At 68.4% G+C, this 16,141-nt stretch carries 12 protein-coding genes and 1 pseudogene; 7 read left to right on the top strand and 6 right to left on the bottom strand.

From position 1 onward, the window contains the following. The first annotated feature begins 321 nt into the window (after positions 1-321). Positions 322-2,274, top strand: a complete 1,953-nt coding sequence (locus OHS71_RS34060; protein WP_328483147.1) for an amino acid transporter — start codon at positions 322-324, stop codon at positions 2,272-2,274. A 424-nt stretch (positions 2,275-2,698) separates the two neighbouring features. Here OHS71_RS34060 and OHS71_RS34055 read toward each other — a convergent pair whose 3' ends face one another. Then, entirely contained in the window at positions 2,699-3,370 is a 672-nt protein-coding gene (locus OHS71_RS34055; protein WP_328483146.1) for a recombinase family protein, read from the bottom strand. Positions 3,371-3,647: 277 nt separating this feature from the next. Continuing rightward, complete coding sequence (locus tag OHS71_RS34050; protein WP_057582258.1) at positions 3,648-4,121, bottom strand: MarR family winged helix-turn-helix transcriptional regulator; 474 nt, start codon at positions 4,119-4,121, stop codon at positions 3,648-3,650. Positions 4,122-4,305: 184 nt separating this feature from the next. Between OHS71_RS34050 and OHS71_RS34045 the strand changes: the two genes are divergently transcribed. From OHS71_RS34045 to OHS71_RS34030, 4 genes are all read left to right on the top strand, one after another. Then, a complete protein-coding gene (locus OHS71_RS34045; protein ID WP_328483145.1) occupies positions 4,306-4,917 on the top strand; it encodes an NADPH-dependent F420 reductase in 612 nt (203 codons plus the stop codon). 264 nt (positions 4,918-5,181) lie between these two features. Then, positions 5,182-5,553, top strand: a complete 372-nt coding sequence (locus OHS71_RS34040; RefSeq protein ID WP_057582123.1) for a DoxX family protein — start codon at positions 5,182-5,184, stop codon at positions 5,551-5,553. A gap of 138 nt (positions 5,554-5,691) precedes the next feature. Beyond that, positions 5,692-6,345, top strand: a complete 654-nt coding sequence (locus tag OHS71_RS34035) for an FMN-dependent NADH-azoreductase (protein ID WP_181649890.1) — start codon at positions 5,692-5,694, stop codon at positions 6,343-6,345. Positions 6,346-6,712: 367 nt separating this feature from the next. Then, a complete protein-coding gene (locus OHS71_RS34030) occupies positions 6,713-7,231 on the top strand; it encodes a hemerythrin domain-containing protein (protein WP_181649891.1) in 519 nt (172 codons plus the stop codon). A gap of 118 nt (positions 7,232-7,349) precedes the next feature. Here OHS71_RS34030 and OHS71_RS34025 read toward each other — a convergent pair whose 3' ends face one another. Together OHS71_RS34025 and OHS71_RS34020 are read right to left on the bottom strand one after the other, a co-directional pair. Beyond that, a complete protein-coding gene (locus tag OHS71_RS34025) occupies positions 7,350-7,472 on the bottom strand; it encodes a hypothetical protein (RefSeq protein WP_328432547.1) in 123 nt (40 codons plus the stop codon). An 85-nt stretch (positions 7,473-7,557) separates the two neighbouring features. Next, positions 7,558-10,688: pseudogene (locus OHS71_RS34020) on the bottom strand (Tn3 family transposase). 168 nt (positions 10,689-10,856) lie between these two features. On the opposite strand from OHS71_RS34020, the gene OHS71_RS34015 reads away from it, so the two are divergent. Continuing rightward, positions 10,857-11,990, top strand: coding sequence for an IS630 family transposase (locus OHS71_RS34015; RefSeq protein ID WP_328483144.1), 1,134 nt, complete (start codon positions 10,857-10,859; stop codon positions 11,988-11,990). A 1-nt stretch (position 11,991) separates the two neighbouring features. Here the strand turns inward: OHS71_RS34015 and OHS71_RS34010 are convergent, their stop codons facing one another. Next, complete coding sequence (locus OHS71_RS34010) at positions 11,992-12,456, bottom strand: GNAT family N-acetyltransferase (RefSeq protein WP_328483143.1); 465 nt, start codon at positions 12,454-12,456, stop codon at positions 11,992-11,994. 230 nt (positions 12,457-12,686) lie between these two features. On the opposite strand from OHS71_RS34010, the gene OHS71_RS34005 reads away from it, so the two are divergent. Next, positions 12,687-13,106 (top strand): TOBE domain-containing protein, encoded by a 420-nt coding sequence (locus tag OHS71_RS34005; protein ID WP_328483142.1) that lies wholly within the window; start codon positions 12,687-12,689, stop codon positions 13,104-13,106. 49 nt (positions 13,107-13,155) lie between these two features. Here OHS71_RS34005 and gcvP read toward each other — a convergent pair whose 3' ends face one another. Then, on the bottom strand, positions 13,156-16,041 hold the full coding sequence (gene gcvP / locus OHS71_RS34000) for an aminomethyl-transferring glycine dehydrogenase (RefSeq protein WP_328483141.1): 2,886 nt from the start codon (positions 16,039-16,041) through the stop codon (positions 13,156-13,158). Between the last annotated feature and the right edge of the window lie 100 nt (positions 16,042-16,141).

Raw genomic sequence — 16,141 nt, 5'->3', positions numbered from 1 at the left:
TCCGACGGGTGGCAACCCCTTGAACACAGGCAATCCCCGGCCCAGTTCACGAACGGAGGCCCAACGAGGCGCCAAGGAGCATCGAAACATTCGGGTTCATCGACGAACTTTACGAAGCGCGGCGCGAGGAGGCCTGGGAGACCGGAAACCGTCGCGTCGGCCCATGACGCTGCGTGTCCGCCCCGCGACCAGTCTTAACGGAAGCTTGACGCCGTCCGGCCCATGATCCAGGGGCCCGGACATCACTCTCCGCTTACGCTGTTCCCGCCGTCCGCGTGATGGCCGAAACCACACGCTGAGCAGCGCATCAGGAGCACGCCGATGGCCACGACCGAGCACCCGTCTCCCAGCCGCCTGCGCGCCTGGATGCTGGAGGGCCTGTCCGACATGGGCAAGCCCGGCGGACACACGGGGCCGCACGCCGAACCCGAGCCGCCGCACAAGGGCCAGCGCTGGTACCGGGTGATGTGCCTGACCGGTGTCGACTACTTCTCGACCCTCGGCTACCAGCCCGGCATCGCCGCCCTCGCTGCCGGGCTGCTCTCCCCGGTGGCGACCATCGTGCTGGTGATCGTCACGCTCGCGGGCGCCCTGCCGGTCTACCGCCGCGTCGCCGAGGAGAGCCCGCACGGCGAGGGCTCGATCGCGATGCTGGAACGGCTGCTGTCCTTCTGGAAGGGCAAGCTGTTCGTCCTGACCCTCCTCGGGTTCGCCGCCACCGACTTCCTCATCACGATCACCCTGTCCGCGGCGGACGCCTCCACCCACCTGGTCGAGAACCCGCACCTGACGAGCACCCTGCACGACCGGCAGATGGTGATCACGCTCGTCCTGGTCGCCCTGCTCGGCGCGGTGTTCCTCAAGGGATTCCTGGAGGCCATCGGTGTCGCGGTCGCCCTGGTCGTCGTCTACCTCGGACTGAACGTCGTCGTCGTTTCCGTGGGTCTGTGGCATGTGCTCACCGAGGGCCATGTGGTCACCGACTGGGCCGACGCCCTGACCGCCGAGCACGGCAACGTCTTCGCGATGATCGGTGTCTCCCTGCTGGTCTTCCCCAAACTGGCGCTGGGCCTGTCCGGCTTCGAGACCGGCGTGGCCGTCATGCCGCACGTCCAGGGCGACCCGGACGACACCGCGGAAACCCCCGCAGGCCGTATCCGTGACACGAAGAAGCTGCTGACGACCGCCGCTCTGATCATGAGCGTCTTCCTCATCGCCACCAGCTTCATCACCACCGTGCTGATCCCGGAGAAGGAGTTCGAGTCCGGCGGCCAGGCCAACGGACGCGCCCTGGCCTATCTGTCCCACGAGTACCTGGGCAACGCCTTCGGCACGGTCTACGACGTCTCGACGATCGCTATCCTGTGGTTCGCCGGCGCCTCCGCGATGGCCGGGCTGCTGAACCTCATGCCCCGCTACCTGCCCCGCTACGGCATGGCCCCGCACTGGGCGCGCGCGGTGCGCCCCATGGTCATCGTCTTCACCCTCGTCGCCTTCCTGGTGACCTGGATCTTCGACGCCGACGTCGACGCGCAGGGCGGCGCCTACGCCACCGGCGTCCTGGTCCTGATGTCCTCCGCCGCGATCGCGGTGACCATCGCCGCCCGGCGCGCCCGGCAGCGCGGCTGGACCGTCGGCTTCGCCGTGGTCTCGGCGGTCCTGCTCTACGTGACCGTCGTGAACGTCATCGAGCGTCCCGACGGCGTGAAGATCGGCGCCTGCTTCATCGCCGGCATCATCCTCGTCTCGCTGCTGTCCCGGCTGGCCCGGGCCTTCGAGCTGCGCGTGACCAGCGTGACGCTCGACCCCATGGCGGAACGTTTCATCCGGGACATGGCCAGCCGCAAGATACGGTTCATCGCCAACGAACCCGACCAGCGCGACAAGGCCGAGTACCGCGACAAGATCGAACAGATCCGGGCAGACAACGACATCCCCGGCGAGGATTTCGTCTTCCTCGAGGTCACGGTCGTCGACCCGTCCGAGTTCGAGTCCGGCCTCACCGTGCGCGGCGAGGTCCTCCACAACCGCTACCGCGTCCTGACCCTGGAATCCTCCTCCATCTCCAACGCCCTGGCCGCGCTGCTCCTGCACACCCGCGACGCCACCGGCTGCATCCCGCACATCTACTTCGAGTGGACCGAGGGCAACCCCTTCGCCAACTTCCTGCGCTTCTTCCTCTTCGGCCAGGGCGAGGTCGCTCCGGTCACGCGAGAGGTCCTGCGCGAGGCCGAGCCGGACCGCGACCGCCGTCCCCGCGTCCACACCGGCTGACCCTGCCTTGGGGACTAGCGGAACAGCCAGTAACGCTAAGCACTTGATCTTGCTACGTTCGCCTACAACTCAAACGTCAGCTGCCCGCCGGTTTCGAGCGCGGTATGCCGGGTCTGGGCCCGGGTACGGGCGTGGTGGTTACGGTCGTAGTGCAGGTGGCAGCCCTGGCATGGCTTTGAGGTTGGCCGGGTGACAGTTCTCCGGCGTGTGGTCGAGGTGCGCGCTCTCGTCGTCAGGATGACCCGCGAACCGGTGCCGTACACGGGCTGTCCGTGCCGGTTGGGACACCGGCCGGGTGACTGCCGCGTCCGCACTCGCCTTCACACTCGGACCGCCAGCCGGCGCGTTCGTTGATGGCGTTGGAGATGTCCGGCCAGTCGGCGGGACAACGCTCGCGGTCCTAGGGACGGATCGGCACGTGGGGTCACCGTTCCGCAGCGTCGAGCTGGTGGGGGACGGCGGAGGCGCGCAGGTCTTGGAGGTCGGGGATGTGGTTGTAGAGGGTGCCCGGGGAGATGCCCAGCATTTTGGCGATCGAGGTGATGGAGCGGCCGGGGTCGGGCAGCAGGTCGCGGGCGGCGCGGATGACTTCCTCGGTAGCGACGGTGGGGCGCCCGCCGACCCGGCCGCGGGCGCGGGCGGCGGCCAGGCCCTCGCGGGTGCCCTGGACGATGAGTTCGCGGATGAACTCCGCCAGAGCGGCGAAGACGTGGAAGACGAGTCGGCCGCCGGGGGTGGTGGTGTCGAGGTTCTCGTCCAGCGAGGTGAAGCCGATCCCGCGCGTCCGGAGTTCGGCGACCATGTTGATGAGGTCCTGGAGGCTGCGGCCGTAGCGGTCGAGCGACGGGACGACGAGGGTGTCGCCAGCGTCGAGAAAGGCGTGGCACGCCTTCAATTCCGGGCGGAGGGCGTTCTTTCCGGACTTCTTGTCCGAGAAGATCTTCCGGCATCCGGCGGTGGTGAGGGCGTCGATCTGCCGGTCGAGCTTCTGTCCGCCGCTGGACACCCGCGCGTACCCGATCTTGATCTCGGTGCAGACAAGCGGTTCGGCAACGAGGAATTCGGGGTGGCCGGACGGCTCCGGAGTGTCACTCATGACCCCGGATCATGTCAGAAAACGGTGGTCGAGGGTTCTTGAATGACCCAGGTTTTTGAAGGGTTTTTTGAAGGGGCTGCGGGGTGTGCGGACCCCCGCACGGTGATCTTCAGAAAACGTTCGTTTTTTGAAGGCGAGGCTCGTCGACCCGCATCGTCTTCTTTGTTGGATGGGAGTGTCGCAGTAAGGGCGGTTGGTGCGATGCCGGGCCCTCATCAGCACCCCGGGCGAGACTCTGACGGCACGGTCGGCGGCAGCCCGGCGGGGACGCAAGGGGTCATCCCGGTTTCTGATCGATCTCGGCGAGTTGCGCCTCCACCTGGTCTCCCAATTCGATCAGCAGGTCCATCTGCGCAGGGGTCACGTGGTCGATCAGCACATTGCGCACGTCAGCCAGGTGGAGCGGGGCGGCTGCCTCGACGAGGGTGCGGCCCTGTTCGGTGATGACCACGACGGCCCCTCGCTGGTCGGTCGCGCATCGCTCGCGGCGGATGAGGTTGCGGTTCTGCATGCGGGTCAGATGCTGCGACAGACGGCTCTTCTCCCATTGCAGCGCATCTCCGAGTGCGAACGACCGCAGGCGTCCCTCGGGCGCCTCAGACAGGTGCGCCAGCACCTGGTAGTCGGCGGTGGACAGCCCGCTGTGGGTGCGCAGCTGCCGCTCGATGTATTCGGACAGGCCGGCCTGCATCTTCATGAGGCTGCGCCAAGCCCGCTGTTCACGCTCGTCCAGCCATCGCGGTTCGTCCATGAAGCCCATCCTACCGCTTTGGTTGACATGTTAACCAGTCCGTCGTACGGTTTGGTTAACACCTCAACCAAATGGACTTGCGGAGGTCGGAGCCGCCTACAGAAACGCGGCGACAACAGGCCGGACGACGAAGCCGCTCCGCCGCCTCGACAGCCTTCAGCAATTACTGGAACAGGGAGCACTCATGTCTGCAGACACCCGCTACGCCATCGTGGGCACCGGAAACATCGGTTCGGCGCTGGCGCGTCTCTTCGCCCGGGCCGGAGTCGAGGTCAGCATCGCCAACACCCGCGGACCGGGCTCGATCAGCGAACTCGCCGCCTCCTGGGGTTCCACGGTCCAGGCCGTGACGCTCACCGAGGCACTGGCGAGCGACGTCATCTTCATGGCCATCCCGTTCGGCGCAGTCGAGACGTTCGGCAACGCCCTGCCCGACTGGAACGGGAAGATCGTCGTCGACACCACCAACGCGCACTACGCGCCCAACGCGGGCGACATCCTCAAGGGTCGGCTCTCCTCGCAGTACGCGGCCGAGGTCCTGCCCGGCGCCCAGATCGTGAAGGGCTTCAACCACCTTCCCGCCCAGACGCTCGCCGCCGAAGTGCCCTCCGGCCAGGGCAAGCGCGTGGTCTTCGTCTCCAGCGACTCCGGGGAGGCCAGCTCCCAGATCGCCGAGCTCGCCCGCACGCTCGGCCTGTCGCCGGTGGAACTCGGCAGGATCGACGAAGGCGGACGCCTCATCGAGGTTCCCGGCGCACTGGTGCTCAGGAACTTCACCGAACAGCCCCTCACCTGATCGGCCGCATTCCGCCTTCCACAGGCGGTGCGGCCGACGCCGACGAGCCGTCCCGCCTCAGCGTCTGCCGTCACCGGCCGCACCGCGGCGGCCGGCGCCCGGCCCGCGGCCGGGTTGCCGCGCAGCAGCGCTCTCCATCGATGAGACCGCACTTCAGCAACGCTCACGCGTGAGCAGCAAAACCCGCCGGCACACCCATCCTCCACGGATGCCGGTCCCTCACAGCTCGGGCGGTCCGAATCACTCTCCAGAAAGGCATGACCCATGTTTGTCTTCGCCGCCGTACTGAGCGTTCTGCTCGCCGTTGTCGGGCTGGCCGCCGGACTACCGAAAGCCCTGCTCAAGGGCAGCATTCCAGCCCAGTTGCAGTCTCCCGGAGGCTTCAGCGCCCCGCTGGTCCGGTTCATCGGGCTGGCCGAGCTGGCCGCAGCCGCAGGGCTCATCGCCGGTCTCTTCTGGCAGCCCATCGGCGTTGCCGCCGCCCTGGGATTCGCAGTCCTGCTCGTCGGAGCCGTCGGCTTCCACGCCAAGTCCGGCGACTACGCCAACCCCGAGACCCGCGGCAACGCGATGGCACCCATCATCCTCACCGTCATCGCGATCGCTGCCGCCGCCACGCTCGTCCTCGCATCCTGACCAGCGCCTGAATCCGAGGCGCCACAGCTCACCTTCCGCCCGGCAAACCCGGCCGGGTGATCGCGAGACCGCCCTCGCCACGCGGACCGTCACCGATCATCCGCATTCCCGACCACTGCTACACCTGAGGAACATCCCATGGCCACTCTTCTGCACCTCGATTCCTCGCTGTTTTCCGGCGACGCCTCCTCCTCCCGCGCCGTGACCGCCGCCTTCCGCCGAACCTGGCAGGAGCACCACCCCGAGGGCACGGTCATCTACCGTGACCTCGCCACGAACCCCGTACCGCACCTCACCGCCGACGCCCACACCGCCGGCCAGACCGACCCGGCCACGCACACCCCCGCCCAGGCCGCCGCCCTCGCCCACCGGCTGACGCTGATCGACGAGCTGGAGAACGCCGACGCCATACTGATCGGTGCTCCGATGTACAACTACTCGATTCCCTCGACCCTCAAGGCGTGGCTCGACAACATCGTCCTCGTCGGCCGCACCGCCGGTGTGGAAAGCTCCAGGCTCAAGGGCACCCCCGTCACCGTCGTCGCCAGCCGCGGCGGCTCCTACGCCCCGGGCACGCCCCGCGAGGGCTACGAATACGTGCAGAACTACCTCACGGCTGTTCTGGCCGACGCGCTCGCCCTGGACGTGAACTTCATCGTCCCGGAACTCACGATGGCCGTACACAACCCGGCGATGTCCCAGCTGATCCCCCTCTTCGAAGCCTCCCGCCAGCAGGCACTGGACGACGCAGCCTCCACGGCCAAGGCGATAGCCCACCGCATCGCCGCCTAGAAACAGCGCCCTCCGGACGGCGGCCGTGAAGCACGCTTCACGGCCGCCGTGGGCGAACTCCAGCGGGGACAGGCAGTTGGCTGCCCTCGAAGGAATTTCTCGCCCCGGAGGAGCTGGACAACGCGAACCGGCGAATCGACGAGGCGGCCGGCACTGCCGGGCGGGACCCGAGCCGGACCAACCGGGTCTACAACCTGGTCGGTGACCGTTCGACTACGCAGCGGGTCGACCTGCTGACGAGCTGGCCGGTCGAGCACGGCATGAACGGCTACCTCTTCAGCGGCCCGGTCGACGAGTCCGCGCTGCGCCCCATCATCGAGAAGGTCGCGCCCGCCGTGCGCGAGGCAGTCGCAAAGGAGCATCGACGATGACACAGCCGCAGGCGGGAACTGTCGCCGGCCGCCAGATGGTGCAGCAGCTGCTGATGGCGCATGCGCCGCTGCGCAGCGACGTCGCCGCCCTGCGCAAGGGGCTTGAGGTGCTCGATGCGGCGACCACACGCGCAGAGGACATCGAGGAGCTGCTCGGCGGTCTGACTGTCGCGGACCTCACCTGGCAGCTCAAGGTGGGCTGCCAGCATTTCTGCGCCCACCTGGACGCCCACCACACGATCGAGGACGCTCGGATGCTGCCGGTCATGCAGCACCGGTTCCCCGAGCTCACCGATCAGATCGGGCGGCTCCGGCGCGAGCATGAGGAGGTCAAACAGATGATCGTGAGCATCCGCGCCGACGCGCGGCAGCTGAACCCCAAGGACGAACGCTCCGTCCACGTGGTGCTGGAACAGATCGTCGCGCTTGCCGACCACCTCCAGGCCCATCTCGACTTCGAGGAGCGCACCCTCTTCCCGTACTTCCTGCGGATGGACCACGACTGGCACGCCTGAGCTGTCCTGGCCGGGAGCATGAGGTTGGAGCCGCGGACGGCCGTGCCGCCGCGCCATGGAGGCTTTGAAGCTGGACGCTGAGCTTGACTCTGACACGAAAATAGAGGCTTCGTGCAGGTCAGGTCACCTCGATGGGTTCGAAGCGGATGGCCATCGGCGCGTCCCTGCGGTCGGCGGCGAACCGCTCGTTGGCCTCCCGCAGGTGCTCCCTCATCTCGTCGTACGAGTCCGTCACGGTCATACCGGCGCCCCCTTCTCACTGCCCCGCCGGTCGGCGGTGGCCTTCTCGAAGTACAACGACCCGCCCCGGACGGCGGATGCGGCGCTCACTCCTCCTGGCCGTCGTCATCGTCGAGGTCGACAGCATCCGGGTCGCGCAGGGGCCGCAGCCCCTTCACCGGCTGGGAGGCGGTGAAGTTGTACCGGCCCAGGACGTTCAGATTCTTGTGCTTGAGCGGGGAGAGCCGGGCGACGTCCTCGTCGCGGATCTCGTAGCCCTCCGCGCGGAGCTGGGCGACGGCGGCGTCGATGTAGCGCGTCGTCCACAGGACCACGGCGTTCAGCACGAGCCCCAGCGCCCCGAGCTGGTCCTCCATCCCGTCCCGGTACGCCTGGTGGATGGTGCCCTTCTTGCCGTGGCAGATGTCGCGGGCGAGCTTGTGGCGGGATTCCTGGACGGTGAGCTGTTTGTGCATCTGGCGGCGGTAGGTGTCGTCGACCGGGTCGACGACGGCGAGCAGGTGCAGGGTCTTGGCGATGCGCCCGTACTCGGCGAACGCCTGCCCCAGCGGGGCGGGATGCCCCTCTCTGCCGAACATCCTCAGCAGGTCGTAGGCGCGGACCTGGTTGGTGACCAGGGAGCCGGCGACCCGCAGCATGTCCGGCCAGTGCGTGATCACCTTCTTCACGTTCACCTTGTTCCGCGCGATCGCCTCCAGCGGCCCGTACTCGCCGGCCGTCTCGGCGCCGGGCATCTGGGCCTTCCAGAACCGCTGGTCTTGAAGGTCCTTGAAGCGCGGGGAGAAGCGGTAGCCGAGCAGCTTGAAGATGCCAAAGACCATGTCGGAGTAGGAGGCGTTGTCGGTGGCGACCATCTCCGGCTTCACTCCGCCGTCCAGGTTCAACAAGGCGTCCAGGATGAACAGGGAGTCACGCGGGGTACCGGGCACCACCATCTGCCCGATGCCGATGACCTGGTCGTTGATGGCGTTCAACCATGTGATGCCGGTCTTCTTCGCGAAGTACTTGGGTGAGGGGGCCGCGTTGATGGTGCGGACGGGGACGACGAACCGCAGGCCGTCGACGGAGGCCAGCAGCCCCTTTCCCCAGTGCTCGACGATGGGCACCTGGGCCTGGGCGGCGATCAGGGCCGCGTTCGCCGCGGCGATGGTGTCGGCGCGCAGATAGTACTGGTCGACGTGGACCAGCCGGGAGCGGGTCAGAGCCTCGTGGTTGGGGTTGATGACCGGAGTCATCCCGATGTTGCACGCCTCGCTCACCAGCAGGGCGACGACCGAGGTGGTCAGGTCCTTCATCCGGGTTCTGCCGTCGCCCAGATGCACGAAAGCGTCCAGGAACCCGGTCCATGAGTACACCTCGAACAACAGGTCCGGCAGGTCGATCTTCGGAAGCATCTTCTCGACACGCTCGCGCAGCCACTTCAGCGACTTCGGCTCACCCAGCGCATGGAGCTTCTCCACGTTCAGCTTCGCCCGGCCGTTGGGCTGCACCTCGATACTGATCTTCGCGTCGGCGCCCGCCTCCTGAAGGCGCTCGGCCATCTGCTTCCACGTCGCGTCCAGCACGGCGACCAGTTCCCGAAGGTGCTGTTCGGCGTCCTCGTCCAGGCTCAGGCCCGCCAGGACGTCCTCACGCACCGCCTCCCACCCCTTGCCCTGAAGCAGCCGGGCTCGCGGGTCGGACCAGCGGTGCGAGGGCGAGGCGAAGATGTCGCGGCGCCTCAGCGCGCCGAACAGCTGCTCCAGCACACACACCACGTACGCATCACGGTCCACCGCCCCCTGCGGCAGCTCCGCGTTCGCGTACACGGTCTTGCGCCAGTGCGCCGGCACCAGCTTGTCGTCGACCTCGCGCGGCAGCAGCGGCTTCTCGCCCACCTTCCGCCGGGAGAGAGCCGGGAGCCGCTGCACCCCGGTGAGGATCCGTCTGCCGGCGGGCGCCGCGTCCAGCGCCTTCGACTCACCCAGCAGCGACAGGAACGGCCTGACGGTGTTGTAGCGCAGCGCCAGCGCCCCACGCAGCGCGGTCTCCGCCGTGCCGTCGTCCTCCGGCACCAGGCTCACCACCGTGGCCGCCGCGCTGGAGAGCGCGGCCCGAGGCGCGACCTCCTCCAAGGCCCGCCACAGCCCGGCCACGTCGACATCGCAGCCGCTCCCCTCGATGAGCTCCAGCTCCTCGATGATCACCTTCGAGACCCGGGCGGTGATCCGTGCCGCCTTCTCCAACTGCGGCAGCGTGGACAGGCGCTGCTTGTCCGTGGACCGCCTCGCGGAGCTGATCAGCCGGGTGGCCATCAGGATCTCGAAAAGGTCCAGCGCGTCGTCGATCGCCTTCGCCTCCAGGTAGCGCATCACCGCGGTGAGCATCGCCGTGCGCTTGGGCTCCGGGGTCCGCTCCAGCTTCGGCGCCTTGGTGCCCAGCCCGTACCGGGCCAGCGCGGACAGCCGGTTCGGCGGAACCTGCTCCACCCTGAGACGGCCCAACTGGAAGGCGGCGATGTCCTCGACCCGCTGCAACGCGGCCTTCATCGCGGTGCCGGTGGTCCGCGTCGGCGGCCGGCGCATCCGCTCCAGCTCCGAATGCCGTTTGCCCTCCGGCGTCTTCAGCGTGGCAACCAGGTCGCCGGGCAGAGCCGGGTCCGCCCGCCGGGCCGCCCTGGCGACCGTGGCGTGCAGCCGCTTGTCCGCGACGCCGCGGACCTCGGCGACCTGCCGGGCCAGCACACTCACTCCCGGCAGCAGCACCCGGTTGCGGCGCAGCCAGCCCACCGCGTGATCGAACAAAGCCTTCGGCCCCTCCGCGTGCGCCGTCCACGCCCGGCCGTGCAGGAAGGCCCTGAACTTCCGGCCCTGGTCGTGGTCCTCATACTGGTGATAGCTGTACGCGTCACGTATCTCCCACGCGTGCTCGTACGGCGTCGGCCTGCGCTCGGTATACCGCTTGATCTGGGAGATATCCCCGATCCCCAGCTGCTCGGCCAGATGCTCGACGACAGGCCACGGCACCGCGAGGGGGTCCTCCAGGAACAGCCCGATGTACCGCACCGTGCACTCTGGAGCGCGAAGCCGAGACGGTTGTGGTCCCCGCGCCGCTTCGCGATCAGCTTCAGGTCCTCGTCATCAAGGAAGAAGAACCGCTCCAGCTCAGGCTTCGTCGGCTCCTCGGCGAACTTCCCATACGCCTCAGCCTGCTCATCAGTCAGAAATTCCACCGGCATGCGGCGGACCATAGCCATCCCCCAACCAGCGGTCGGGGACCTTCCGCCGAACCCCCGCACGGCACCGATCACCTGTGCTAGTGCCGCATCAGGCAACGTTCGCCCGTTGTGAGTTGACTCGCCGTCCGGGTGCTGTGCCGGACGGCGAGGGGCCGTCATTCTGTCCGGATGGCAGAGCGTGTACGGGTCCGCGAGATCGATGACGATGAGGGACGGCGGCTGCTGCGGATCGTCCGCCGTGGCACGGGGTCGGTGGTGACCTGGCGGCGGGCCCAGATGGTGCTGCTGTCTGCGCAGGGCATGCCGGTGGCGAAGGTTGCCGAGGTGTCGTTCACCAGCGGCGACCGGGTCCGCGACGTGATCCATAACTTCAACGCTGATGGATTCGACTCGCTGTATCCGAAGTACTCCGGAGGCCGGCCGAAGACCTTCACGCTGCCCGAGCGCCGCGAAATCAAGAAGCTCGCCAAGTCCAAGCCGACCGAGCACGACCTGCCGTTTTCGACGTGGAGCCTGACCAAGCTGGCGGACTTCCTGGTCGCCGAGGGGGTGGTCGACGACATCAGCCACGAGGGCCTGCGCACCCTGCTCCGCGAGGAAGGCGACTCCTTTCAACGCCTGAAGACCTGGAAGACCTCCCGTGACCCGGACTACGCGGCCAGGAAGGCCCGCGTCGAGCACCTCTACGCGATCGCCGACGGCGAGGTCATACCCGAGGAAAGCGAGCCCGAAGTCGTCTTCTGCATGGATGAGTTCGGCCCGCTCAACCTCATGCCCCATCCCGGGAAGCAGTGGGCCGAGCGCGGAGGTAAGCAGAAGGACCCCGATCGTGAGCCGCGTCGGCGGCGCCGGGCGACCTACAACCGCTACGGCGGAGTGCGGCACCTGTTCGCCGCCCTGGACCTGGCCAAGGACAAGCTCAACGGCCACATCAAGCCCATCAAGCGGCGCACCCAGTTCCTGGAATTCTGCCGCTACCTGCGCACCCTCTACCCTTCGACGGTGCGGATCGCCATCGTCTGCGACAACTTCTCCCCGCACCTGACCACGAAGAAGTGCCAACGCGTCGGCACCTGGGCGGCGACGAACAATGTCGAGATCGCCTACACCCCGACGAACTCCTCCTGGCTGAACCGCATCGAGGCCCAGTTCACCGCCCTGCGCTACTTCACCCTCGACGGCACCGACCACGCGAGCCACAAGGAACAGGGCAGCATGATCCGCCGCTACATCATCTGGCGCAACGACCACGCCCAGGACGAGCGCCTCGGCAAGATCGTAGCCAGGGCCAACGTCGCGTGATTTAAGTGATGGTCCGGCGATAGATCTGCCGTGACCCGCCTTCCGGTCCCGGTTCGGCCGCCTCAGCGGGAGTGAAGCCCAGGGACTCGTAAAAGACGCGAGCGCCACTGGAAACAGCGCCTGGGTGGTCAGCCCCGAAGGTGACCACCTCGATGCTGCCTGGCCCCCGCACGAACCTGCGTGATGCCTCATCCATCAGCGCACGACCGACGCCTCTGCCGCGGCCCTCTTCCGAGACCACCAGCCAATTGACGTGAAAGACCGGCGCCTTCGCGCCGAACAACAACCCGCCGAGGAGGCCCGGTCCCGTGGAAACGGCGACGAGTGCCGTCGACCGACGAATGTGCTTGTTCACGGCGTCATGGAAGCCGAGATCCTCGACCATCGGGCCGAACCAGTGCTCGACCTGGGCAGTCAGGGCAAGAAAGCTCGGGAAGTCACGCTCCTGCGCGGGTCTGACGATCACCCGAGCAGTCTGACAGACGAGGCGAACGTTGCCTGATGCGGCACTAGAAGCCCAAGATCAAGTGCTTAGCGTTACTGGCTGTTCCGCTGGTCCCCAAGGCCGTGACCCTGCCCCGGACCGCCGCCCGCGCCCTCGAGGGGTCCGACGGAGACCCTCCGGCACGACGTCGAAGGCGACCCGGACCCACGCATGCCGCGCACAGGGCGCCCGGCGGCCTACCGTTGACGCTCATGAGCCTGAGCATCCGCAACCAACTCCCCGGCACCGTCACCGCGGTCGGCCTCGGCGAGGTCCTGGCCACCGTCAAGATCCATCTGGACGGCGGCCAGGACCTCACTGCGGCCATCACCCTCGAGGCCGTACGGGAACTCGCCGTCACCACCGGCACTGCCGTCCGCGCCCTGGTGAAGTCGACGGAGGTCTCCCTTGCCACCGGCCGGGTCGACGGCCTCTCCATCCGCAACCAGCTCGCCGGCGCCATCACCGGCCTCGTGACCGGCGACGTCATGGCCTCGGTGAAGATCTCCCTGGACGGCGCCGAACTCACCTCGGTGATCACCAAGGAAGCGGCCGCCGACCTCGGCCTCTTCGTGGGCTCCGACGTCATCGCGCTGATCAAGGCGACCGAGGTGTCCCTGGCGACGGTGTAGACGCGGAAGGGCCCCCGCCCGGCACGGACGGGGGCCCTCCTCCACACGCTCAGTCCTCGTACGCGTCCAGCGGCGGGCACGAGCAGACCAGGTTCCGGTCGCCGAAGGCCTGGTCGATGCGGCGCACCGGCGGCCAGTACTTGTCGGCGGCCGACACCCCGGCCGGGAAGACGGCCTCCTCACGCGTGTAGGCGTGCTCCCACTCGCCGCCCAGCGCGGCCGCGGTGTGCGGTGCGCCGCTCAGCGGGTTGTCCTCGGCCGGCCACTCGCCCGCCCCGACCTTCTCGATCTCCGCGCGAATCGCGATCATCGCCTCGCAGAAACGGTCCAGCTCGATCAGGTCCTCGGACTCCGTCGGCTCGATCATCAGCGTCCCGGCCACCGGGAACGACATCGTCGGCGCGTGGAACCCGTAGTCGATGAGCCGCTTGGCGACATCGTCGACGCTCACGCCGGTCGCCTTGGTCAGCGGCCGCAGGTCGATGATGCACTCGTGCGCGACCAGCCCGCCCGGGCCGTTGTAGAGCACCGGGTAGTGCGGCTCCAACCGCTTGGCGATGTAGTTGGCGCTCAGCACGGCCACCTGCGTGGCCCGCTTGAGCCCCTCGCCGCCCATGAGCCGCACGTACGCCCACGAGATCGGCAGTATCCCCGCGGAACCCCAGGGGGCCGCCGAGATCGGCCCCACACCGGTCTCCGGCCCGGCGGCGGGCTGAAGCGGGTGGTTCGGCAGATACGGCGCCAGGTGCGACCGCACGGCGACGGGTCCGACACCCGGGCCGCCGCCCCCGTGGGGGATGCAGAACGTCTTGTGCAGGTTCAGGTGCGAGACGTCTCCGCCGAAGTGCCCCGGCTTGGCGAGACCGACGAGCGCGTTGAGGTTCGCGCCGTCCACGTAGACCTGGCCGCCCGCCTCGTGCACCTGGGCGCAGATGTCGGCGACGTGTTCCTCGAACACTCCGTGCGTCGACGGGTAGGTGATCATCAGCACCGCCAGCTCGTCGCGGTGCTTCTCGATCTTCGCCCGCAGGTCCTCGACGTCGATCTCACCGTCCCCCGCGGTCTTCACGACGACGACCTTCATGCCCGCCATCACGGCACTTGCGGCGTTCGTGCCGTGCGCGGAGGACGGGATGAGACACACGGTCCGCTGCTCGTCCCCGTTGCCCCGGTGGTACCCGCGGACGGCGAGCAGCCCGGCCAGCTCCCCCTGCGACCCGGCGTTCGGCTGGAGCGACACCTTGTCGTACCCGGTGACCTCGGCGAGCCGCTCCTCCAGCTCCCGGATGAGCGTCAGGTAGCCCTCGGCCTGCTCGGCCGGCGCGAAGGGGTGCAGCTGCCCGAACTCGGGCCAGGTGACCGGCTCCATCTCGGTGGTCGCGTTGAGCTTCATGGTGCAGGAGCCCAGCGGGATCATGCCCCGGTCGAGCGCGTAGTCCCGGTCGGCGAGCCTGCGCAGATAGCGGAGCATCGCGGTCTCGGACCGGTACTGGTGGAAGACCGGGTGCGTGAGGATCTCGTCGGACCGCAGCAGATCCCCGGGCAGGGCGTCCTCGGTCGCCTCGTCGAGCGACTCGATGTCGCCGTCCACCCCGAAGGCGGCCCAGACGGCGGCCACCTGGGCCCGCGCGGTCGTCTCGTCGCAGGCGATCGACACATGGTCGGCGTCGACGAGGTGCAGGTTGACCCCGCGCTCCCGCGCGGCGGCGACGACCTCTGCGGCCCTCGCGGGCACCCGCACGGTCAGTGTGTCGAAGTACGACCCGTGCACGGTTGCGACGCCGCCGGCCTCGAGCCCGGCGGCGAGGACCGAGGCGTACCGGTGCGTACGGCGGGCGATCGCCCGCAGCCCGTCGGGGCCGTGGTAGACGGCGTACATACCCGCCATGACCGCCAGCAGCACCTGCGCCGTGCAGATGTTGCTGGTGGCCTTCTCGCGCCGGATGTGCTGCTCACGCGTCTGCAGCGCGAGCCGGTAGGCCCGGTGCCCGTCGGCGTCCACGGACACGCCCACCAGGCGCCCGGGCAGGCTGCGCGCGAACTGCTCGCGGACGGCCAGGTAACCGGCGTGCGGCCCGCCGAAGCCCATCGGCACCCCGAACCGCTGCGTCGTACCGACCGCGATGTCCGCGCCCAGCTCACCCGGCGACTTCAGCAGCGTCAGCGCCAGCAGATCAGCGGCGACGGTGACGAGCGCGCCGAGCCCGTGCGCCTGGTCGACGATCGCCCTGAGATCGCGTACGGCACCGGAGGCGCCGGGGTACTGGACGAGCACACCGTTGATCTCCCGCGCGGCGATCTCCGCCGGGATCCCGTCGCTCAGGTCGGCGACCACGACCTCCACGCCCGTCGGCTCGGCGCGGGTCCGGATCACGGCGATGGTCTGCGGCAGCGCGTCCGCGTCGATGAGGAAGAGGCCCTTCTTGTTCTTCCCCATGCGCCGGGACAGCGCCATCGCCTCGGCGGCGGCCGTGCCCTCGTCGAGCAGCGAAGCCCCGGAGGTCGGCAGGCCGGTGAGGTCGGCGACCATGGTCTGGAAGTTCAGCAGCGCCTCGAGCCGGCCCTGGGAAATCTCCGGCTGGTACGGCGTGTAGGCCGTGTACCAGGCGGGGTTCTCCATGACGTTGCGCAGGATGACGGGCGGCGTGAACGTCCCGTGGTAGCCGAGTCCGATCATCGAGTCGAGGACCTGGTTGCGGTCCGCCAGCGAGCGCAGCTCGGCCAGCACCTCGGCTTCGGTCCTGGCGCCCGGCAGGTCCAGTGCGTCGGCGTTCTTGATGACATCCGGTACCGCGGCGGCCGTCAGCTCGTCGAGCGAGCCGTAGCCGACCTGCGCCAGCATCTTGGCCCGCGCCTCGTGGTCGGGCCCGATGTGCCGCTGTTCGAAGGGGATTCCCTGCTCGAGCTCGGCGAGCGGAATGCGATGGGGGGTCATTACGGAGGCCTCCTGGTCTGACACGACCTTCGAGGGTCACCACGGTGGGTACCCGGACGGCCTCCCCCTCTGTCATCTCAACCTGAGAGCTTCACCGGCC

Origin of the sequence: Streptomyces sp. NBC_00377 (assembly GCF_036075115.1) — a bacterium.
Classification (GTDB): domain Bacteria; phylum Actinomycetota; class Actinomycetes; order Streptomycetales; family Streptomycetaceae; genus Streptomyces.
Note: the sequence above shows the minus strand (reverse complement) of the source record. Positions and strands in the feature narration are given on the sequence as shown.

Coding starts and splice junctions, on each gene's coding strand:
- OHS71_RS34050 (WP_057582258.1), bottom strand. CDS start 4,121: ATGGACGAACCGCGATGGCTGGACGAGCGTGAACAGCGGGCTTGGCGC.
- OHS71_RS34015 (WP_328483144.1), top strand. CDS start 10,857: ATGGCAGAGCGTGTACGGGTCCGCGAGATCGATGACGATGAGGGACGG.
- OHS71_RS34055 (WP_328483146.1), bottom strand. CDS start 3,370: ATGAGTGACACTCCGGAGCCGTCCGGCCACCCCGAATTCCTCGTTGCC.
- OHS71_RS34005 (WP_328483142.1), top strand. CDS start 12,687: ATGAGCCTGAGCATCCGCAACCAACTCCCCGGCACCGTCACCGCGGTC.
- OHS71_RS34040 (WP_057582123.1), top strand. CDS start 5,182: ATGTTTGTCTTCGCCGCCGTACTGAGCGTTCTGCTCGCCGTTGTCGGG.
- OHS71_RS34030 (WP_181649891.1), top strand. CDS start 6,713: ATGACACAGCCGCAGGCGGGAACTGTCGCCGGCCGCCAGATGGTGCAG.
- OHS71_RS34045 (WP_328483145.1), top strand. CDS start 4,306: ATGTCTGCAGACACCCGCTACGCCATCGTGGGCACCGGAAACATCGGT.
- OHS71_RS34035 (WP_181649890.1), top strand. CDS start 5,692: ATGGCCACTCTTCTGCACCTCGATTCCTCGCTGTTTTCCGGCGACGCC.
- OHS71_RS34025 (WP_328432547.1), bottom strand. CDS start 7,472: ATGACCGTGACGGACTCGTACGACGAGATGAGGGAGCACCTGCGGGAG.
- gcvP (WP_328483141.1), bottom strand. CDS start 16,041: ATGACCCCCCATCGCATTCCGCTCGCCGAGCTCGAGCAGGGAATCCCC.
- OHS71_RS34060 (WP_328483147.1), top strand. CDS start 322: ATGGCCACGACCGAGCACCCGTCTCCCAGCCGCCTGCGCGCCTGGATG.